Annotated in this window: 17 protein-coding genes and 1 pseudogene; 5 read left to right on the forward strand and 13 right to left on the reverse strand. The window is 72.4% G+C overall.

Translation table 11 applies throughout. The annotated features are described in order from the left end of the window. Positions 1-25 precede the first annotated feature (25 nt). The 4 genes and pseudogenes from AC061S_RS25030 (at position 26) to AC061S_RS25045 (ending at position 4,315) form a co-directional block, all read left to right on the forward strand. Positions 26-599 (forward strand): annotated as a pseudogene (locus AC061S_RS25030) (IS607 family transposase). Then, a complete protein-coding gene (gene tnpB / locus AC061S_RS25035) occupies positions 596-2,104 on the forward strand; it encodes an IS607 family element RNA-guided endonuclease TnpB (protein WP_478688141.1) in 1,509 nt (502 codons plus the stop codon). The pseudogene AC061S_RS25030 and the gene tnpB overlap by 4 nt, the downstream one beginning before the upstream one ends. 193 nt (positions 2,105-2,297) lie before the next feature. Then, entirely contained in the window at positions 2,298-2,780 is a 483-nt protein-coding gene (locus AC061S_RS25040; protein WP_478688142.1) for an excalibur calcium-binding domain-containing protein, read from the forward strand. A gap of 131 nt (positions 2,781-2,911) precedes the next feature. After that, complete coding sequence (locus AC061S_RS25045; protein WP_478688143.1) at positions 2,912-4,315, forward strand: cytochrome P450; 1,404 nt, start codon at positions 2,912-2,914, stop codon at positions 4,313-4,315. A gap of 26 nt (positions 4,316-4,341) precedes the next feature. Here the strand turns inward: AC061S_RS25045 and AC061S_RS25050 are convergent, their stop codons facing one another. Beyond that, a complete protein-coding gene (locus AC061S_RS25050) occupies positions 4,342-5,793 on the reverse strand; it encodes an MFS transporter (protein ID WP_478688156.1) in 1,452 nt (483 codons plus the stop codon). Between the two features lie 208 nt (positions 5,794-6,001). Between AC061S_RS25050 and AC061S_RS25055 the strand changes: the two genes are divergently transcribed. Further along, positions 6,002-8,092 (forward strand): S9 family peptidase, encoded by a 2,091-nt coding sequence (locus tag AC061S_RS25055; RefSeq protein WP_478688144.1) that lies wholly within the window; start codon positions 6,002-6,004, stop codon positions 8,090-8,092. 86 nt (positions 8,093-8,178) lie between these two features. Here the strand turns inward: AC061S_RS25055 and AC061S_RS25060 are convergent, their stop codons facing one another. The 12 genes from AC061S_RS25060 to AC061S_RS25115 all read right to left on the reverse strand — a co-directional run bounded on the left by AC061S_RS25060 (position 8,179) and on the right by AC061S_RS25115 (position 20,746). Beyond that, positions 8,179-9,204 (reverse strand): ABC transporter ATP-binding protein, encoded by a 1,026-nt coding sequence (locus AC061S_RS25060; RefSeq protein ID WP_478688145.1) that lies wholly within the window; start codon positions 9,202-9,204, stop codon positions 8,179-8,181. Further along, complete coding sequence (locus AC061S_RS25065; RefSeq protein ID WP_478688146.1) at positions 9,201-10,235, reverse strand: ABC transporter ATP-binding protein; 1,035 nt, start codon at positions 10,233-10,235, stop codon at positions 9,201-9,203. Before AC061S_RS25065 ends, AC061S_RS25060 begins: the two co-directional genes overlap by 4 nt. After that, on the reverse strand, positions 10,235-11,221 hold the full coding sequence (locus AC061S_RS25070; protein WP_478688147.1) for an ABC transporter permease: 987 nt from the start codon (positions 11,219-11,221) through the stop codon (positions 10,235-10,237). The genes AC061S_RS25065 and AC061S_RS25070 overlap by 1 nt, the downstream gene beginning before the upstream one ends. Further along, positions 11,218-12,189: an ABC transporter permease gene (locus tag AC061S_RS25075; protein WP_478688148.1), complete on the reverse strand. Its 972-nt coding sequence runs from the start codon at positions 12,187-12,189 to the stop codon at positions 11,218-11,220. The genes AC061S_RS25070 and AC061S_RS25075 overlap by 4 nt, the downstream gene beginning before the upstream one ends. Positions 12,190-12,191: 2 nt before the next feature. Continuing rightward, entirely contained in the window at positions 12,192-13,943 is a 1,752-nt protein-coding gene (locus AC061S_RS25080; protein WP_478688149.1) for an ABC transporter substrate-binding protein, read from the reverse strand. A gap of 212 nt (positions 13,944-14,155) precedes the next feature. Beyond that, a complete protein-coding gene (locus AC061S_RS25085) occupies positions 14,156-14,866 on the reverse strand; it encodes a GntR family transcriptional regulator (protein ID WP_422519208.1) in 711 nt (236 codons plus the stop codon). Between the two features lie 56 nt (positions 14,867-14,922). Next, a complete protein-coding gene (locus AC061S_RS25090) occupies positions 14,923-15,927 on the reverse strand; it encodes an ornithine cyclodeaminase family protein (protein ID WP_478688150.1) in 1,005 nt (334 codons plus the stop codon). After that, positions 15,924-16,955, reverse strand: a complete 1,032-nt coding sequence (locus AC061S_RS25095; RefSeq protein ID WP_478688151.1) for a proline racemase family protein — start codon at positions 16,953-16,955, stop codon at positions 15,924-15,926. Before AC061S_RS25095 ends, AC061S_RS25090 begins: the two co-directional genes overlap by 4 nt. After that, complete coding sequence (locus AC061S_RS25100) at positions 16,952-17,956, reverse strand: proline racemase family protein (protein WP_478688152.1); 1,005 nt, start codon at positions 17,954-17,956, stop codon at positions 16,952-16,954. The genes AC061S_RS25095 and AC061S_RS25100 overlap by 4 nt, the downstream gene beginning before the upstream one ends. Before the next feature lie 20 nt (positions 17,957-17,976). Continuing rightward, positions 17,977-18,906: a dihydrodipicolinate synthase family protein gene (locus AC061S_RS25105; RefSeq protein ID WP_478688153.1), complete on the reverse strand. Its 930-nt coding sequence runs from the start codon at positions 18,904-18,906 to the stop codon at positions 17,977-17,979. Between the two features lie 87 nt (positions 18,907-18,993). Continuing rightward, complete coding sequence (locus AC061S_RS25110) at positions 18,994-20,430, reverse strand: FAD/NAD(P)-dependent oxidoreductase (protein ID WP_478688154.1); 1,437 nt, start codon at positions 20,428-20,430, stop codon at positions 18,994-18,996. Beyond that, complete coding sequence (locus tag AC061S_RS25115; RefSeq protein WP_478688155.1) at positions 20,411-20,746, reverse strand: (2Fe-2S)-binding protein; 336 nt, start codon at positions 20,744-20,746, stop codon at positions 20,411-20,413. The genes AC061S_RS25110 and AC061S_RS25115 overlap by 20 nt, the downstream gene beginning before the upstream one ends. Positions 20,747-21,139 lie beyond the last annotated feature (393 nt).

Here is a 21,139-nt window from a genome sequence, read left to right on the forward strand (position 1 = left end):
TATCCTCAGTGAATAGCCTGGTGTCGTGAAGCTTTCCGAGTGGGCAGTGCGCAACGGCGTGCATTACCAGACCGCGTTGGGCGAAAGAAGGCCGGATGCCGGTCCCGGTCGTCCAGACGCCGTCGGGTACATGGCTCGTGACCGAGCCCGCCCCGCGGGTCGCTGGGCGGGTCGTGGCTTACTGCCGCGTCTCGTCCGGTGACCAGAAAGCGGACTTGGAGCGCCAGGTCGCCCGGACCGTACAGGGTGCAACATCCCAGGGCCTCGCGGTCGCTGACGTGGTGACGGAGGTCGGCTCCGGGATGAACGGGCGCCGCCGCAAACTTCGCGGGCTGCTCGCCGACCCGGGTGTGGGCACGATCGTGATCGAGCACCGCGACCGCCTCGCCCGGTTCGGCATCGAGTACCTCGAAGCCGCCCTCACGGCCTCGGGGCGACGCCTGGTCGTCCTTGACCCGGCAGAGAGCGCCGACGACCTCGTACGGGATATCACCGAGGTCCTGACCTCGATGTGCGCACGCTTGTACGGCCGCCGCTCCGCGAGGAATCGCGCGGCCCTGGCCATTGCCGCCGCCACCGGCCCGGAGACGGCCGGATGAAGAAGTTCAAGCCGCGGCCGGGGTTCGCCGTCCTTGCGCACAAGCTCGCGCTGGACCCGAACGCCACGACCAACCGCCATCTGCACTCGCACGGAGGTGCGGCGCGGACCACGTACAACTGGGCGGTCGCGTACATCACCGCGGTGTGGTGGCAGCGCAAGGCCGAGCAGTCGTACGGCATCCCCGAGGACCAGCTCACCGAGTGGCGGTCGTGGTCGCTGCCCTCGCTGCGGAAGGCGTTCAACGAGGACAAACACACCAACCCGCATTTCGCCGACTGGTGGGAGGAGAACTCCAAAGAGGCGTACAACACGGGCCTGGCCAACGCTTCGGCGGCGTTCGACAACTACGCGAAGTCGAAGTGCGGCAAGCGCAAAGGCCCGAAGATGGGTATCCCCCGCTTCAAGTTGAAACGGAAAGCACGCCTGACCTGCCGGTTCACCACGGGCACGATCCGCATCGAGCCTGACGGCAGGCACGTCACCCTGCCCAGAATCGGCACCGTCCGCATCCACGAGAACCGAGCTGACCTGCGAGCCCTCATCGAGGCGGGGAACATGCGGGTCCTGTCCGCGACCGCATGCCTGGACCGGGGTCGCTGGTTTGTGTCCCTCCAGGTCGAGCAGAAGCACCAGCTGGTGAAAGTGGCCCGTCCGGACGCGGCGGTCGGTATCGACCTCGGCATCAAAGCGCTGGCCGTCCTCGCGGACAGTGATGGCGTTCTCAGCGAGGAACCCAACCCACGCCACCTCGACCGCGCACAGAAAAAGCTGTGCCGCGCCAGCCGGATCGTCTCCCGTCGTCAGGGCCCCGACCGGCAGACCGGGCAGCAGGCGTCGAAGCGCTGGGAGAAGGCCAACCAAGCTCGGAACAAGATCCATCACCGGGTCGCGAATCTCCGCGAGGACACCCTCCACAAGATGACGGCCCGCCTCGCCTCCGAGTACGGCACGATCGTCGTCGAAGACCTCAACGTCGCCGGTATGGGCCGCAACCGCCGTCTGTCCCGCCGCGTTGCGGATGCCGCGTTCGGCGAGATTCGACGCCAGCTCACCTATAAAACCCGTCGGCACGGCACGCGACTCGTCGTCGCCGACCGCTGGTATCCCTCGTCGAAGACCTGCTCACGTTGCGGTGTGGTGAAAGCCAAGCTGCCCCTCAGCGTTCGTGTCTTCGAGTGTGACAACTGCGGCCTCGTCCTTGACCGGGACGCGAACGCGGGACACAACCTGGTCGCCCTCGCGACCCGTACGACAGGTACCGGAGTGGCCGGAGACCTGGACCCGCCAAGGCGGAGTCGAAACCCCGTGGAGCCGACCGCAAGACCCGCACCACCCGCCCGCGCCGCAAGGCCGGGCCGGGGCGGGCAGGTGGCACAATCCCCAACCCCCAGGCTGGGAAGGAAACGGGAGACCGTCAACAAGCCACCAGGATGCAACTCACGCTCTGGTGACAGCGTTACGGACCATCCCGGCGGAAACGCCGGGATGGCTGAGATCACTTGATGATCAAAGCAACGGTCATATGTTCCAGCGAAACAAAAAACAAACACGCACCGTGGACGCAGGGGTGTCGCCATGACGGCGATGGCGGGGCGCGGTCGTCCTGTCCCTGGCCGGCTGCGGGGGCACGGCCGCTGCGGGTTCCGACAAGCCCGGCTCGACGCCCGCGCCGGGCGCGTCCTCCTCGGGCCCCGCGATGCCCAATCTCGTCGGCAAGAACTCCTTCGAGGCCCAGCTCCTCGTCAAGAAGCTGTCCACCAAGCCGGTCGAGGTCCGCAGCGCCTACTCCGACGTCGAGCTGTCCAAGCTCCACACGATGTGGCTGGTCTGCTTCCAGACCCCGGCGGCCGGGGCCCCGTTGGCGCCCGACACCGCTGCCGAGATCTCGCTCACCCACCCGGGCACCCCGTGCCCCGAGCAGGCCGGAGCCGCCCTGCGGCCCGTCAGCACCCCGACTCCCACCAAGACCCCGGGCTCCACCAAGACCCCGGCCCCCGGCGCGACGGGCAAGGCGAAGCCGCCGGCGTCCTCCCCGACCCCGGCCCCCGCTCCCAAGGACGTCTCCTACAAGAACTGCACCGAGGCGAAGGCCGCCGGCGCCGCCCCGATCCGGCGCGGCCAGCCCGGCTACGGCAAGCACCTCGACCGGGACAACGACGGCATCGCCTGCGACAGGTAGGAGAGGGAGGGCCGGGGAGAAGAGGCTCCGGGCGCTGCGGCGATATTCGGCCTGATGCCCCGGCAGCCCTCGCCTCCGGTGGGTGATCGCCCTCAGAATCGCCTTGTCGGCACAGTTCTGAGGGCGGAAACATGGCAGCAGCGCAAGAATCGCGGACAGGGACCAGCGTCGGTACGGGGATTCCCCGGCTGGAGGGCGCCCCCCTGCTCGGGTCGCTCGCCGACCTGAGGTCGGACGCCCTCGCCACGTATCAGCGGGCGCAGCACCGGCACGGCGACATCGTCCGGATCACGGCCGGTCCGCCGGGGCTGCGCACCGAGCTGCACTGCGTGTTCTCGGCGGAGGGCGCGCAGCAGGTACTGGCCTCGCAGGCGGCCAACTTCCGCAAGGACAACGCCCTGTACCAGGAGGTCCGCAACGCCTTCGGCAACGGCCTGCTCACCAGCCAGGACGAGGACTACCTGCGCCAGCGGCGGCTGGTCCAGCCGCTGTTCACCAAGCGCCGGGTCGACGGGTACGCGGAGGCCGTGGCGACCGAGACCGCTTCCACCCTCGCCGCCTGGGAGGCGGCCCCGGACGGGGTCGTCGACGTCGCCGACGAGATGATGACCCTGGCGCTGCGCGCCGTCGCCCGGATCCTCTTCGGCACCGACGTGGACGCCACCGCCGATGTCGTGGACCGGTGCTTTCCGGTCATCACCGCCTATGTGATGCGCCGCGGCTACTCCCCCGTCAACGTCCCCCGCGACTGGCCCACTCCGGGCAACAAGCGGGCGGCCACCGCGATGGACGAGCTGTACGCGGTGTGCGACGGGATCATCGCCGAGCGCCGCGGTGCGGGTGAAGGGGCGGGTGAGGGGGACGGCGAGGACCTGCTGTCGCTGCTCGCCGCCGCGACCAGCGCGGACGACGGGGAGTTCGACGCCACCGAGCTGCGCGAACAGGTCCTGATCTTCCTGCTCGCCGGGCACGAGACGACCGCCACCTCGCTCGCCTTCTCGCTCCACCTGCTGGGCCGCCATCCCGAGTTCCAGGACCGGGCCCGCGCCGAGATCGCCGCGGTCCTGGGCGACCGTACGCCCGGGGCCGCCGACCTCGACCGGCTCCCGTACCTGACGCAGGTGCTCAAGGAGGCCATGCGGCTCTACCCGGCGGCCCCGGTCCTCGGCCGCCGCTCGGTCGCCGCGGCCGAGGTCGACGGGCACACCATCCCGGCCGGCGCCGATGTGATCGTCGCGCCCTGGGTGACCCACCGCCACCCCGACTACTGGCCGGACCCGGAGCGTTTCGACCCCGACCGGTTCACCCCGGAGGCCGAGGCGGCCCGGCCGCGTTACGCCTGGCTGCCCTTCGGCGGCGGCCCGCGCGCCTGCATCGGACAGCACTTCTCGATGCTGGAGTCGGTGATCGCGCTGGCGATGCTGCTGCGGGCCTACGAGTTCGAGGCGGTGGACACCGAGATCTCCGTCGTCGCCGGGATCACCCTGCGCACCACCAGTCCGGCACGCTGCCGGATCCGTCGCTTGGGGTCCTGAGGGTCAGGCCCCCGGCGGCCTGAGGGTCAGGCCCCCGGCGCTGGTGTGTGGTTGCCCTGGAGGCGGGCGAGGTCCGAGGGCCGCACCTGGATGACGAAGAGTGCGATCAGCGCCGTGACCAGGGTGAACACGGCCGCCGCCACGAACGCGGCGCTGACGCCCGAGGTGAGGACCTGGTCGCTCCAGGGCTTCGGGTACTGCTTGGTCTTGGCGAAGAAGAGTTTCTGTTCGGGTGTGGCCGTGCGCAGGAAGGAGCCCAGCTGGTCCCTGGCCTCGTTGCGGCTGGCCGTGCCGAACACGGTGACCAGGATGGACAGGCCCAGCGAACCGCCCACCTGCTGCATCGCGTTCAGCAGTCCGGAGGCCGCGCCCGATTCCCGGTCGGGGACGTTCGAGAGGGCCATCAGGGTCAGGGACACGAACTGCATGCCCATGCCGGCGGCGAACAGCAGCATCGGGCCCAGGATGCTGCCCAGGTACGTCGAGTGGATGTCGGTCTGCGTGAGCCAGGCCAGGCCGGCGGCCGAGAGCAGGGATCCGGCCACCATGAACGGTTTGGGCCCGTACTTCGGCAGCCCCTGGGAGGTGATCCCGGCCGTCACCGCGACCATCGCGCTGACCGGCAGGAAGGCGAGTCCGGCGCCCAGCGGGCTGAAGCCCAGCACGTTCTGCACGAACAGGGTCAGGAAGAAGAACATGCCGAAGATCGCGCAGGCGAAGAAGAGCATGATCGCGTACGTGCCGGCCCGGTTGCGGTCGAGGAACATGTGCAGCGGGGTGATGGGCTGGGGCGAGCGCCGTTCGTTGACGATGAAGAGCGTCAGCAGGACCACGGCCGCCGCGAAGGAGCCGAGCGTCAGCCCGTCCCGCCAGCCGTCCTGGGAGGCGCGGATGAAGCCGTAGACCAGGGCCACCATGCCGAGGGTGGAGAGCAGGGCGCCGGCGAAGTCGAAGTGTCCCGGGTGGCGTGTGGACTCGCGGATCACCTTCGGGGTGACGAGGGCGATCAGCAGGGCGATCGGGACGTTGACGAAGAGCACCCAGCGCCAGTTCAGCCACTCCACGAGCACGCCGCCGGCCAGCAGGCCGATCGCGCCGCCGCCGGCCGAGACGCCGGCGAACACGCCGAAGGCCCGGTTGCGCTCGGGGCCTTCGCGGAAGGTGGTGGTGATCAGCGCGAGGGCGGTCGGCGAGGCGATGGCGCCGCCGACGCCCTGGAGGGCGCGGGCCGCCATCAACTGGCCGGCGTTCTGGGCGAATCCGCCCAGCAGGGAGGCCAGGCCGAAGAGCAGGACGCCGAAGATGAAGACGCGCCGCCGGCCGAGGATGTCGCCGGCACGGCCTCCGAGGAGCAGCAGGCCGCCGAAGGTGAGGGTGTAGGCGTTGACGACCCAGGACAGACTCTCGGTGGAGAAGTTGAGGGCGGTCTGGATGTGCGGCAGCGCGATGTTCACGATGGTGATGTCGAGAACAACCATGAGCTGGCACGACGCGATCACGAGCAGAGCGAGTCCGTGACCTCCGCCGTTGCCTTGGACCTTGCCGTCGGTCCCGGTGCTGGTACTGCTCGGCGTAGCGTTCGGGTCCACTTTTTCGACGCTAAACCTGTACCAGGGGTGTCACCACTCGAACGGCCTAGGCTATGTGGCATATGTTATGTGGTATTTCACATGACACACTGATTCCATGGATCGCATGGATGACTTCCTCAGGCTCTCCGCGAGCACCGCCCGGTTCACCTACGGCGCCCCGCGCGCCTTCTCCTTCGGGGACGAAGGCCGGCTCCTCTGGTTCCTCCGCTCCACCGGCCCCACCGATCCCTTCGACGGCCTCTGGGTCCTGGACACCGCCACCGGCGCCGAAACCCGGCTCGCCGACCCCCGCGAACTGTCCCCCGAACCCGCGCCGCTGCCCGTCGTCGAGCGCCGGCTGCGCGAACGCTCGCGGCTCGTCGCCGCCGGGATCGGCTCGTACGCGCTCTCCGGCGACGGGCGCACCGCGGTGTTCGCGCTCTACGGGCGCCTGTACGAGGTCACCCTCGCGGCCGACGCCGGACAGCCCGCGCAGCCCAAGGAGCTCCCCACCGCCGGGCCCGTCTTCGATCCGCGCCCGAGCCCCGACGCCTCGCGCATCGCCTACGTCACCGGCGACGCCCTCCACACCGTCCCCGGCGGCCGGGTCAGCCCCGACGACGGAGCCCGCTGGGGCGTCGCGGAGTTCGCCGCCGCCGAGGAGCTCGACCGGCACCGGGGGCACTGGTGGTCCCCCGACGGGGAACGGCTGCTCGCCGCCCGGGTCGACGAATCCGCCCTCCAGCGGCGCTGGTTCGCCGACCCGGCGCACCCGGAGCTGCCGGCCGAGGACTTCGCGTACCCCGAGGCGGGCGGCCCCAACGCCGACGTGCGGTTCTGGGTGCTCGGACCGGGCGGCCCGGACGCCGCCGTGCGGCTCGACTGGGACAACGAGACCCATCCGTACGTCTCCGACGCGGCATGGGAGAGCGACTCCGAGATCCTGCTCACCGTGCAGGACCGGCTCCAGCAGAACGTCCTGCTGCTCTCCGCCGACCCGGACACCGGGCGGACCCGGGAGCTGTCGCGCACCACGCACCCCCAGTGGGTGGACCCGATGCTCCCCGGCACCCCGGCGCGCCTCGCCGACGGCCGGATGCTCACCTCGGCCGACACCCCCGGCGGGGTCTCCCGCGCCCTCGCGCTGGACGGCGTCCTCCTCACCGGGGACGGGCTCCAGGTCCGCAAGGTGGCCGGCACCCACGGGAGCCGCCTGCTGATCGAGGCCGGGCGGCGCGACCCCGCCGAGCAGCAGGTGCTCCTGCTGGATCCGGACACGGGCGGGCTGACCCCGCTCGCGGACGGGCCCGGGGTGCACTCCGTCCAGGCCGGCGCCGGGGCGCTGCTGCTGACCTCCGCCGACGCCGACGGGATCCGCCGGGTCCTGCGGACCGCCGACGGGCGGGAGTTCGCTCCCGCGGACCTGTCGCAGCCGCTGCCGTACCGGGTGGTCCCGGTGCTGGAGCGGGTCACCGAGCACGGGGTGCCCACCGCCCTGGTGCTGCCGCGCGGGCACGTCCCCGGCACCCGGCTGCCCGTCCTGATGGACAGCTACGGCGGCCCCGGCATGCAGGACGTCAGCGCCGAGCCGCGCCGCTGGCAGCACCGGCAGTGGTGGGCCGACCAGGGCTTCGCCGTGGTCACCGTCGACAACCGCGGCACCGCGCACGTCTCCCCGCGGTTCACCCACGCCATGTACCGGGGCTTCTCCGAGGTCACCCTGGAGGACCAGGTCGCCGCCCTGCGGGCGCTCGGGGCGCGCCACGCCGACCTCGACCTCGCCCGGGTCGGCATCCGCGGCTGGTCGTACGGCGGGTACCTCTCCGCGATGGCGGTGCTGCGCCGCCCGGACGTCTTCCACGCGGCGGCGGCCGGGGCGGCGCCGACCGACTTCCGGCAGTACGACACGGCGTACACGGAGCGGTACCTGGGTCTGCCCCAGGAGCACCCGGAGGTGTACGAGCGGGACAGCCTGCTCGCCGACGCGGCGGGGCTGCGCCGGCCGCTGCTGCTGGTCACCGGGTTGGCCGACGACAACGTCCACCCCTCGCACACCCTGCGGCTCTCGCAGGCCCTGACCGACGCGGGGCGCCCGCACCAGCTCCTCGCGCTGCCGGGCGTCACGCACATGACCCCGGGCGGGGCGCGGGAGAAGATCATGGCGCTGGAGCTGGAGTTCTTCCGCAGGGAGCTCGGCCTGGTCTGAGACGCGGAAGGGCCCCGGAGCGAGATCATCGCTCCGGGGCCCTCCCCGTCGCCCGGGTTCCCCGCCGGTCACCCGGGCGCCCGCGGCTACGCCAGGTGGCAGGCCACCTCACGGGAGGCGACCGTCCGCAGCAGCGGCCGTTCGGTGCGGCAGATCTCCTGCGCCACGGGGCACCTGGGGTGGAAGGTGCAGCCGGGGGGCGGGGCGGCCGGACTCGGCGGGTCGCCGAGCAGCACGATCCGCTCGCGCCGCCGCTCCGCCGCCGGGTCGGGCAGCGGTACGGCGGACAACAGCGCCCTGGTGTACGGGTGCTGGGGGTTCTCGTAGAGCGACTTCTTGTCGCCCATTTCCACGATCCGGCCGAGGTACATGACGGCGACCCGGTCGCTGACCCGTTTGACGACCGAGAGGTCGTGCGCGATGAACACGTAGGCCAGGCCCAGTTCGGCGCGCAGCCGCTCCATCAGGTTGACGATCTGTGCCTGGACGGAGACGTCGAGCGCCGAGACCGGTTCGTCGGCGATGATCAGCCGGGGGCTGGTGGCGAGCGACCGGGCGATGCCGATGCGCTGCGCCTGGCCGCCGGAGAACTCGTGCGGGTAGCGGTCGATGTGCTCCGGGATCAGTCCGACGAGCTCCATCAGCTCGGCGGCCCGGCGGCGGGCGTCCGCCGCGCTCGAACCCTGGACCAGCAGCGGGTCGGAGATGATCCGGGCCACCGTCTGGCGGGGGTTGAGGGAGGAGTGCGGGTCCTGGAAGACCATCTGGAGGTTCCGGCGCAGGGGGCGCAGGGCGCTCTGGGAGAGCCGGCTGATGTCCTTGCCGTCGAACTCGACGCTTCCGGAGGTCGGTTCCAGCAGCCGGACCAGCATCCGCCCGGTGGTGGACTTGCCGCAGCCCGATTCCCCTACGAGGCCCAGGGTCCGGCCCGCCTCCAGGTCGAAGGAGACTCCGTCGACGGCACGCACGGGAGCCCCCCGGCGCCCGGTCGCGGTCCGTTTGCCGGGGAAGGACATCGTGAGGTCGCGGACGCGCAGCAGCGGGGGCGGGGCCTCGCCGCGGGCCGGCGGGACCCGGTCGGTGCGGGGGCCCGTCTGGTTCGCCGTGGTCATCGGGTCACCTCCCGGACGGCGCCGGCGAAGTGGCAGGCCGCCTCGCGGCCGGCCTCGCCGTACGGCCGGAGTTCGGGCCGCACCGTGGCGCAGCGCTCCCGTTCCCCGTCGTCGGCCGCGGCGGCCACGGGGCAGCGCGGGGCGAAGGCGCACCCCGGGGCCGGGGCGAGGAGGGAGGGCGGGGAGCCGGGGATGGCCCGCAGCGGCTCGTCGTCGGCGTCGTCCAGCCGGGGCAGGGAGTCGAGGAGCCCCCGGGTGTACGGGTGCGCTGGTTCGGTGAACAGGTCGTCCACCGGGGCCTGTTCGGCGGCCCGGCCGCCGTACATGACGAGTACCTCGTGGGCGACCCGGGCGACCACGCCCAGATCGTGGGTGATCATGACGACGCCGAGTCCGCGCTCCTGCTGGAGCCCGGCGATCAGCTCCAGGATCTGTGCCTGCACGGTGACGTCGAGGGCGGTGGTGGGCTCGTCGGCGATGAGCAGGTCGGGTTCGCAGGCCAGTGCCATGGCGATCATCGCGCGCTGGCGCATGCCGCCGGAGAACTGGTGCGGGTACTCCCCCGCCCGGCGGGCGGGTTCGGGGATGCCGACCTCGCCGAGCATGTCGACGGCGCGCCGTTTCGCGGCGGCCCGGCCGGCCCGGAAGTGGACCCGGAAGTGCTCGGCGATCTGCTCGCCGACCGTGTAGTAGGGGTGCAGGCTGGACAGCGGGTCCTGGAAGATCATGGCCATCTTGCGGCCGCGCAGCTTGGAGAGCTCCTTCTCGGACTTGGTGGTCAGCTCCTGTCCGTCGAGGGCGATGGAGCCGCCGATCTCGGCGCCCCGGTGCAGGCCCATGACGGCGAGGGAGGTGACGGACTTGCCCGAGCCGGACTCGCCGACGATGCCGAGCGTGCGGCCGGCCTCGACGGTGAAGCCGAGGGAGTCGACGGCGCGTACGGTGCCGCGCGGGGTGGTGAACGTGACCTGCAGGTCGCGGACTTGGAGCAGCGGGGCCGCGGGGGCCGCGGCTTCGGGAGGAGGAGCCATCAGTACCTCACCCTCGGGTCGATGACGGCGTACAGGACGTCGACGGCGAGGTTCGCGACGACGATGAAGAAGGCGGCCAGCAGGGTGACCCCGAGCACCACGGGCTGGTCCGAGCTGACCAGGGCCCCGTAGAACAGCCGCCCGATGCCCGGGAGTCCGAAGATGGACTCGGTGATGACGGCTCCGGCGAGCAGGCCGCCGAGGTCCATGCCGAAGATGGTGAGGATCGGGGTCATCCCGGAGCGCAGTCCGTGTTTGACCACGACGGTGCGCTCGGGCATGCCCTTGGCGCGGGCGGTGCGGATGTACGGCTCGGCCATCGCCTCGATCATCGAACCGCGGCTCTGGCGGGCGTACATGGCGGCGTAGAGCAGGGCGAGCGCGGTCCAGGGCAGGAGCAGGTTGCTCGCCCAGGCCAGGGGGTTGTCGGTGAAGGCCTGGTAGGTGGGGTAGGGCAGGAGCCTGGCGATCCGGATGACTCCGTAGATGAGCATCACGGAGGTGAAGTACACGGGCAGGGAGGCGGCGGCGACCGCGCCGACCATGAGGACCTTGTCCGTGGCCGTGTCCTTGCGCAGGGCGGCGGTGACTCCCGCACCCAGCCCGAGGACGAGCCAGAGGGCTGCGGCGCCGACGGCGAGGGAGGCGGAGACCGGGAGCCGGTCCATGAGCAGGTCCCACACGGGCAGGGAGTTCTCGTAGGAGTAGCCCAGGCAGGGGAAGTCGCACTGCACGGCGTACTGGCCGGTGCCGAGGGTGCGTCCGGTGAAGATCCCGGTGAGGAAGTCGCCGAACTGCCGCCACAGCGGCTGGTCGAGGCCGAGGTACGCGCGTACGTCGGCCAGTCGCTCGGCGCTGCAGGTCTTGCCGCAGGCGGCCGCGGCCGGGTCGGAGGGGAGCACGTAGAAGATGAGGAAGGTGACGGCGGCGATGGCCAGGAGGACGCCGGCGAGGGCGAGCAGCCGGCGCGCGAGGTAGAGGATCACGTGCGGCCGCCCCTCGGGTCGAGGATGTCGCGCAGGGCGTCGCCGAGCAGGGTGAAGGCGAGGACCGCGAGGAAGAGGAAGAGGCTCGGGATGACGAAGTACATGGGGTCGGTCTCGTAGAAGGCCACCGACTCGGCGATCATCTGGCCCCAGGAGGGGGTGGGCGGGCGGACGCCCACGCCGAGGTAGCTGAGCGCGGCCTCGGTGCTGATCATGCCGGGGATGAGCAGGGTGGTGTAGGCGATGACGGGGCCGGAGACCCCCGGGAGGATGTCGCGGGTCAGGATCCGCCAGGAGCTCGCCCCGCCGACGCGGGCGGCGTCCACGTACTCGCGGTGTTTGAGCGAGAGGGCCTGGCCGCGGACGACGCGGGCGACGCCGGGCCAGCCGAAGACGCCGATGACCACGGTCATCAGGACGATGCGGTTGACGTCCTTGGCCACCGACAGCATCGCGATCATGAAGATGAGGGACGGGAAGGACATCGTCAGGTCCATCAGGCGGGACAGGACGGCGTCGGTGCGGCCGCCGAAGTAGCCGGCGGCGATTCCGGCGGCGGTGCCCGTCACGACCACGATCGCGGTGGCGGCGAAGGCGATGAGCAGCGAGACCTGGGCACCGTGGACGACGCGGGCGAACAGGTCGCGGCCGGTGACGGGTTCCACGCCGAGCCAGTGCTCGGGGCTGATCCCGCCGAAGGAGCCGAGCGGCTGGCCGCCGAGGTAGGGGTCGATGGCGGACTTGTCGAACTCGTCCGGGGACCAGCCGCCGAGGGCGCCCAGCCAGGGGGCGGTGACGGCCATCAGGACGAAGAGGAGGACGACGCAGAGGCTGACGCGGACGGCGGGGCGGCGGCGGAGTTCCCGCCGGGCGAGCTGCCAGGGGCTGCTGCCCGGGGGGGTCTCCTTGACCGCCGCCGTGTCCGCCGCCTCCGGGGAGCCGGGGTCGGCGGCGAGGGCGGCGGTCATGATCAGCCCTGGCCCTGGCTCTTGGCCGGGTCCTTGAGGCCGATGGTGGCGTAGTCGAGCTGGCCGACCCAGACGGGGTGGCCGAAGGCGCCGGCGATGTTGGTGCCGACGAGCAGCGGCTTGCGCTCCAGCAGGACCGGGACGGCCGGGGACTTCTTCATGATCTCGGCGTCGAGGTCGATCCAGGCCTGGTTGGCCTGCTTGGGGTCGGCCATGGCGTGGATCTCGTCGATCCGCTTGATCGTCGCCTCGTCCTTGAACTGCGCGTAGTTGCCCGAGTTGCCCTTGGCCTTGATGGTGCGGCCGTCGAAGACGAAGGGCAGGAAGGTGGAGCCGGAGGGGTAGTCGGGGCACCAGCCGCTGAGGACCAGGTCGGGGGCGGTGGTGGTGTCGCCGATGACGTCGTAGTAGGCGCCCGGGTCGACGGTGTCGATGACCACCTCGACGCCCGCGCGGGCCAGGCCCTGCTGGATGGCCTCCGCCTTGCCCTTGTCCCCGGTGGAGACGGCCAGGGAGACCTTCAGGGTCTCCTTGCCCGCGGCCTTGAGCAGCTCCTTGGCCTTGGCCGGGTCGCCGGACGGCGCGATCTTCAGGGTGTCGGCCTGCTTGCCGCCGGAGAGGGCCGGCGGCAGGTAGGCGGTGGCGACCTCGTTGAGCGCCGGACCGCCGCCCGCGGTGACCACGGCCTCCTTGTCGAGGGCGTACTGCATGGCCTCGCGGACCTTCGGGTCGTCGAAGGGGGCGCGGGAGTTGTTCATCTGGAGCATCTCGGTACAGCCCTGGGACTCGGCCAGCAGCCGCGACTTGATCTCCGGCTTGGGCAGCACCTTGGGGGCGCTCTCGGGGCGCATGTCGGACCACTGGACGGAGGAGGCGTCGGCGCCCTCCCCGGCGATGATCCGGTCGTCGATCTGGCCGCCCTTGAGGCCCATGACGACCACGAACTTGTCGGGGTAGGCCTTGCGGACGGTGTCGGTCTTGGCGTCCCAGTGCTCGTTGCGGACCAGGACGAGCTTCTTGTCGCGGTCGTACGACTCGATCTTGTACGGGCCGGAGGAGAACGGGCGGGCGTCGTACTGCGTGCCCTTCTCCTGCGACTCGGGGACCGGGGCGAAGGTGGGGAGGGTCGCGGTCGCGGAGAACTCGGCGACGGGCCGCTTCAGTTCGAAGATGATCGTGCGGTCGTCGGGGGTCTTCACGGAGTCGAGGTGCTTGCCCTGGAGCGGGCCCTTGTAGCCCTCGGCGCCGGCGAGGTACTGGGCCGCGTAGTCGGGGCCGCCGGTGAGGTCGGGGGCCATGGAGCGCTCGACGTTGTACTTGATGTCCTGCGCCTTGATGGGCGAGCCGTCCTCGTACTTCACGCCCTCCTTCAGGGTGAAGGTCCAGGTGCGGCCGCCGTTGGAGGAGGTGCCGAGGTCGGTGGCGAGGTCGGGGACGAGCTCGCTGCCGCCCTTGCCGGGCTCGGCCTTGAAGGTGACCAGGGTGCGGTAGAGGAGGCGGGTGCCGAAGTCCATCGTCGGCATGACCCAGTTGCGGGCCGGGTCGAGGTGGGCGAAGTCCTGGTTGGACAGGACGGTGAGGGTGCCGCCCTTGACGGGGGTGCCGCCGAGGATCTTCCCGTCGTTGGCGGAGGCGGGGTTGGAGGCGCTGCCGCCTCCAGCGGAGCCCTTCTTGGGGTCGGAGCAGCCCGAGGCGCCGAGTGCGAGTGCGGCCACCAGGGCGGTGGCGAGGGCGAGTTGGGTGCGCTTGGTCATGGGTCACTCCAGTGAAGGGCCGCGCTCTATGATGTGACCGGTAACATAGTAATGTGAAATTGTACTGACAAGGGGTTGGACCCACCGTTATCCAGCCGTGTCCAAATCAGGGCGGGCGGAGGGGCGTTGGGCATGCCGAAACGCCGGGCGCGCTGCTGCGCCGCCCGGCGTCGGAGGGTGGGACCGGCGGCCCGGGGCCAGGTCGTCCCGACCTAGAGGCCCGAGCCCAGGCGGCCCTTGGTGCGGCCCACCGGTTCGTCGCGGCCCTGGGCCCAGAGGGAGCGGACGTGGCCCAGGTGGCGGGTCATGCAGGCTTCGGCCGCCTCCGCGTCGCCGGTGAGCATCAGGTCCAGGAGCTCGATGTGCTCCTCGGCGGAGGAGACCAGCTTGCCGGCCTCGTCCAGGCCCGTCAGCCCGTACAGCCGGGAGCGCTTGCGCAGGTCGCCGACGGTCTCCACCAGGCGGTCGTTGCCCGAGAGCCCGAGGAGGGTCAGGTGGAAGCGGCGGTCGGCCTCCAGGTAGCCGATGAGGTTGTGCTCGCGCGCGCTGGTGACGATCTCCTGCGCGATGGGGCGCAGGGCCTCCAGCGCCTCGGGCGTGGCGATCTTCGTGATCCGGCCGATGGTCGGGACCTCGATCATCGTGCGCAGCTCGGTGTACTGGTCCAGATCGCGCTCGCTGACCTCCGTGATCCGGAAGCCCTTGTTGCGGACCGGCTCCACCAGGCCCTCGCGGGCCAGGTCGAGCATGGCCTCGCGCACCGGGGTGGCCGAGACGCCGAGCTCGGCCGCGAGGCCGGGAGCGGAGTAGACGCTCCCGGGGCGCAGTTCACCCGCTATCAGAGCGGCTCGGAGGGCGTGTCCGACCTGGTCGCGGAGCCGTTCCTGAGCCTTGATGAGACTGTGCTGCTTCAGGTCACCCATTGCATTTCCTCCGAGACCGCTCACACCATCGGCGCGCGAAGGAACAGCGTACAATGTCACGTTGTGCTGTTCCCCCCGGCGGCCTCGAACCAGGCGACCGCCACAGCGAGATCTTCCCAGGCCATGCCCACACTCTTGAAGAGCTGTGGACAACTTCCCGCCCCGGCGCCCGGCATCCGGCCCGCGACCAGGTCGGCCAGGGTGCCGCTGATATGACCGGGTCCGATCATCCCCCAGCTACCGCTGGGGGGACCCCCAGCTTCCGCCTCCGGCACCAGCAGGTCCCCCGCCTCCCGCAGGGCCGCCGCACGCGACTCCACGTAGACGGCCGCACGCCGGACCAGCGCCGTGTCCACCTCGCGCGCGTCCGGCTCGTGCGAGCCGACGGCGACGACCGTCGCGCCCGGCCCGATCAGCCGGCCGTCGAAGAGGGGCTCGCGCGCCGTCGTACAGCAGACGACCAGGTCGGCGTCGGCCACCTCCGCCGCGACCCCCGGGCGGGCCGGGACGCCCAGGTCCCGGGCGTGCGCCGCGAGCTTCTCCGCGGCCTCCGGGGAGCGGGCCACGACGACCACCTCCGCCAGCGGCCGGATCGCCAGCACCGCTTCGAGGTGCCCGTACGCCTGCGGGCCCGAGCCGAAGAGCAGCAGCCGCAGCGGCCGCCCGGCCGGCGCCAGGTGGCGCAGCGCGAGGGCCGAGACGGCCGGGGTGCGCAGGGCCGTCAGCGCGGCCCCGTCGAACAGGGCCAGCGGGCGCAGGGTCGGCCCGTCCAGGAGGAGGTAGGAACCGGTGATCCGGGGCAGCCCCAGGGCCGGGTTCCCGGGCGCCACCCCGGCGATCTTCACGCCCGCGTACGCCCCGGCGGCGGCCGGCATCAGCAGCAGCTCCCCGCCGCCGGGCACCTCCAGGGAGCTGCGCGGCGGGCAGGTCTCGGGGTCGAGCCCGGCCCGCAGTACGCCGGCCAGCGCGTCCGCGGCGGCGGCCGGGCCCAGCAGCCCGGCCGTCCCCTCCGCCGAGAACTGCGGGATCCCGGCGGAGGGGGCACCGAGCGGCCGGGTCACAGGGAGAACCCGGTGGCGAGCGCGTCGTGCCGGTCGACGGAGAAGGCGTGCTCGCCTGTGCGGTACGCCGCGCCGGTGACCTCGGTGACCAGCCCGGCCTCCGAGGCGGCGGCGACCCGGCCGGTGAACACCGTGCCGACCACCGACTCGTGCAGCAGATCGTCCCCCGGCCCCAGCCGCCCGTCCTGCGCCAGCAGCGCGAGCCGCGCCGAGGTGCCCGAGCCGCAGGGCGAGCGGTCGATCTGCCCGTCGGCGAAGACCGTGACGTTGCGCTGGTGCGGCCCGAACGGGGTGTCGGGGAGCTCCTCGTACAGGGTCACCCCGTACACCCCGGAGAGCAGCGGCCCGTCCGGGTGCCAGGTCCCGGGGTGGGTGGCGAGGGCGGCCCGGATCTCCTTCCCGGCCCGCACGAGCTCGGGCAGCGAGGCCGGGGTCACGTCCAGGCCGAGGTCCCGGGCGGGCAGGGAGGCGTAGCAGGCCCCGGCGTGCGCGATGTCCACCTCGGCCATGCCCAGGGTGGTGGCGACGGGCACCTTGCGGGCGCTGGTGCGGGCCGGGACGTTGCGGAAGGTGACCCCGGTGGTGCGGCCCCCGGCGCGGTGCACGGTCGCGCCGACCCGCCCCGAGGGCACGTCGATCCGCACCTGGACGTCCCCGTCGTCCGGGGCGGCGACCCGGCCGGTGTCCACGGCCCAGGCGCCGAGCGCCATGGTGCCGTGGCCGCAGGCGGTGGAGTAGCCGTCCTTGTGCCAGAACAGCACCCCGAAGTGGGCCCCGTCGTCGTCGGGCGGGACCACGAAGCCCCCGTACATCCCGGCGTGCCCGCGCGGCTCCTGCACGAGGAGCCGCCGTACGTCGTCCAGGGCGCCGCGCCGGGGAGCCGTGCCCGATCCCCCCGGTCCGATGGCGGTGGCGCAGCGCTCGGCGACGGTGTCCCCGGGCACGGGCGGCATTCCCGCGTCGGCGGTGTCGACGATACGGAAGGGCTCGCCGGCGGTGTGGTAGTCCACGGTTCGTACGACGGTCACAGCAGGAACCCTCCGGGGAACGGGTCGGACGGGTCGAGGAAGTACTGGGCGGTGCCGGTGATCCAGGCCCGCCCGGTGACGGTGGGCACGAGGGCCGGGCGGCCCCCCACCGTGGTCTCGCCGATGAGGCGGCCGGTGAACTCGGTGCCGATGAAGGACTCGTTGGTGAAGTCCGTGTCCAGCGCCAGCAGCCCCCGGGCGTGCAGCTGCGCCATGCGGGCGCTGGTACCCGTACCGCAGGGCGAGCGGTCGAACCAGCCGGGGTGGATGGCCATCGCGTGCCGGGAGCGGCGGGCGTCGGAGCCCGGAGCCGCGAGGTAGACGTGCTTGACCCCGGCGATGGAGGGGTTCTCGGGGTGGACGGGGCGGTCCGCGGAGGCGTTGACCGCCTTCATGACGGCCAGTCCGGCGGCGAGCAGGTCGTCCCCGCGCTCCCGCTCGAAGGGCAGGCCCAGCGCGTCGAGTTCGACGAAGGCGTAGAAGTTGCCGCCGTACGCGAGGTCGTAGCTGACCGTGCCGTATCCGGGGACCTCCACCTTGAGGTCGAGCCCGACGCAGAAGGCCGGGACGTTGGTGAAGGTGGCGGCGGTGGCCGCCCCGTCCTCGACCCGGACGTCGACGCTGACCAGCCCGGCCGGGGTGTCGAGCCGGACGGTGGTGACCGGCTCGACTACGGGCACCATGCCGGTCTCCACCAGGACGGTGGCGACCCCGATGGTGCCGTGCCCGCACATGGGGAGCAGGCCCGACACCTCGATGTAGAGGACGCCGAAGTCGGCGTCGGGGCGGGTCGGGGGCTGCAGGATGGCGCCGCTCATCGCGGAGTGGCCGCGCGGCTCGAACATGAGCAGGGTCCGGACGTGGTCCAGGTGCTCCATGAAGTGGAGCCGCTTGTCGGCCATGGTGGCGCCGGGGATCACCCCGACTCCCCCGGTGATCACCCGGGTGGGCATGCCCTCGGTGTGCGAGTCCACCGCGTGGTAGATGTGGCGCGTGCGCATCAGGTCCCCCTCGGACGGGATTAGTTGAGGCCCTCGGCGAGGGCCTTCTCGGTGGCGGCGCGGACGCCGGCCTCGATCTCGCCGGTGAGCGGGAAGCGGGGCGGGCGGGTCGGGCCGCCGGGACGGCCGGCCAGGTCCATGGAGAGCTTGATGGCCTGGACGAACTCGGTCTTGGAGTCCCAGCGCAGCAGCGAGTGCAGGGACTTGTAGAGCGGCAGGGCGGTGTCGACGTCTCCCGCGACGGCGGCGCGGTAGAGGGTGGCGCAGGCCTGCGGGAGCGCGTTGGGGTAGCCGGCGATCCAGCCGACCGCGCCGGCCAGGGCCAGTTCGAGCAGCACGTCGTCGGCGCCGATCAACAGATCCAGCCCCGGGGCGAGTTCGGCGATCTCGTAGGCGCGCCGCACGTCGCCGCTGAACTCCTTGACGGCGACGATGGAGCCGTCGGCGTGCAGCCGGGCCAGCAGGGCCGGGACGAGGTCCACCTTGGTGTCGATGGGGTTGTTGTACGCGACCACGGGCACCCCGGCGCGGGCGACCTCGGCGTAGTGGGCGCGCACGGCTTCCGCGTCGGCCCGGAAGGCGTTGGGCGGCAGCAGGAGCACGGACCCGGCGCCGGCCTCGGCGGCCTGCTCGGCCCAGCGGCGGGATTCGGCGCTGCCGTAGGCGGCGACTCCGGGCATCACGCGGGCACCGTCGCCGGCGGCCTCGACGGCGGTACGGACGACGCGGGCGCGCTCCTCGTCGGTGAGGGTCTGGTACTCGCCGAGGGAGCCGTTGGGGACGACACCGTCGCAGCCGTTGGCGATCAGCCAGGCGACGTGTTCGGCGTAGGCGTCGTAGTCGACGCTCAGGTCTTCCCGCAGGGGCAGGGTGGTGGCGACCATGATGCCGTGCCAGGGGCGGGTGCGGGTGTCCGTACCGGTGGGCGCGGGGGTGTGCGCGTGGGTCATGAGAGTGCTCCCTAGGGTGATGTGTGACATTTTACTAGTGGGTATGACGTGGCCACAAGAGGCGTGGCCGCCCTGTCGGCAGTCCCGTCAGGGAAGTTCGGAGGGAAGCGCCTCACCGGGAGGCGGCTCCGCGGGAAGGCCCGCGAGATGGCGGAGGGGGACCGGGCAGGACAGCGGCCTGCGGTCGGGGGTCGGGTCTGCCCCGGCGAGGGCGGCCACGGCCGGGCCGCACATCCGGCCCTGGCACCAGCCCATGCCGGCCCGGGTGAGGAGTTTGACCGTACGGGCGTCCCGTGCCCCCAGGTCTTCGACGGCCTCCCGGATCCGGCCCGCCGGGACCTCCTCGCAGCGGCACACGTCGGTGTCCTCGCGCAGCCAGCCGGTCCAGCCGTCGCCCGGGCGGTGGGCGCCGGCCATCGCGGCGGCGAACGCGCGCAGCCTCGTACGGGTCCGGGCCAGGCGCGCCGGAACCGGCCGACCCGCGACCGAATGGGCTGCGATCTCCCCTTCGGCCAGGGCCAGCTGGGCCCCACCGATGCCGCCGGTCTCCCCGGCGGACCAGACCCCGGGGACCGAGGTGCGCTGCTCCGCGTCCAGTTCCAGGGCGACGGTGGCGTCCGGGCTCGGGCGGGTGGCGCAGCCGAGGCCGGTGGCCAGCTCCAACTGGGGCACGAGCCCGTGGCCGACGGCCACCGCGTCGCAGGGGATGCGGCGGGCGGTGCCGGGGAGCGGGCGCCAGTCCCGGTCGAGGCGGGTCACGGTGACGGCCTCGACCCGGTCGGCGCCGTGGGCCTCGGTGACGGCGTGCCGGGTGAGCAGGCGCACCCCGTGGCGAACCAGCGCCCCGCCGTACGTGGCGCCTTCGGCGAGCTTGCCGGGGTTGCGGAGCAGAGCGGGGACGTGGTGCGCGTAGCCGGTGTACGCGGCCGCCTCCACGACCGCGGGCACCCGGGCTCCGGCGGCGGCGAGCGAGCCGGCCACGGCGAGCAGCAGCGGCCCGCTCCCTGCGACGACGACCCGGCTGCCCGGGAGCACCAGCCCGCCCTTGAGCATGGCCTGCGCCCCGCCGGCCCCGACGACCCCGGGCAGGGTCCAGCCAGGGAAGGGCAGCTGGCGCTCGTACGCCCCGGTGGCGAGCAGGACGGCCCCGGCGCGGACCGTGGCGGGGGCCTCGTCGGGGCCCGCGATGGCGTGCAGGGTCCAGGCGGAGCCGCCGCTGTCCGGGGTCACCGTCCAGACGTGATGGTAGGGCAGGTACCTGATCCGGCCGGCCGATACATGGGCGCGCAGGGCGGCTTCACGCTCAGCGAAGGCGGACCATCCGTGGTGCAGGGCCTCGGGGCGGGCCGCGCCGAGCCCGGGCGCGGGGTGGCGGTAGTACTGCCCGCCGGGCCGCTCCCCCGCATCCAGCAGGGTGACGCGCAGGCCCAGGCCGGCGGCCGTCACCGCGGCGGCGAGGCCGGCGGGGCCGGCGCCGACGACGGCGAGGTCGGCGGACGGGGTATCAGACGGCGAGGTCGTCATGTCCGGTCCCTTCCTGGGTGGTGACGTGGTCGCCCGGGCGGGCGGGGACGAGGCACGCGCGCTGGTTCGGGCGGCCGTTGACGGTGACGAGGCAGTCGTAGCAGCTTCCGATGCCGCAGAACGCTCCGCGGGGGGCGGCGGATTCGCGGGTGGTGCGCCAGGCGAGGATGCCGGCGGACCAGAGGACGGCGGCGATGCTCTGTCCGGCTTGGGCCGGGAGTTCGCGGTCGTCGAAGCGGAGGCTCCAGGTTTCCGCAGCAGCCCCGCCCACCAGGTCGCGGGGCGACCTTCGCCGGCCCCTCGTAGCTTCGCTCATCACTTCCGTCCTCCTCGTTTCCTCTGACTCGGCTCACCGCGGTCGCCCTGCGGGGCGAAGTCCCCTACCCGCCCTTCCACCGTTCCCCGGGCCAGCCCGGACCCGCGCCTCAAACGCCGGCGAGGCTAAATGCGGGCTACCGGGCTGCGCCCGGACCCCCTGGGGCTCCGCCCCAGACCCCGGTCCTCAAACGCCGGACGGCTGAAAAGAACAACCCCGGCCGGAGTCGGGACCTGCGCGCCGCGGCCGGGGACGGGGGCGGGGTGGGGTGTCGGCCGGGACGTAAAGCGTGATTTGTGGCGCAGCAACACCCACCCACTGCCGAAGCTGCGCACAGGGCGCCTAAATCATGCAGTCCAGGCCGACACCCCACCCCGCCCCCGGCACCGGCCC

This window comes from Streptomyces sp. CA189 (genome assembly GCF_056428985.1).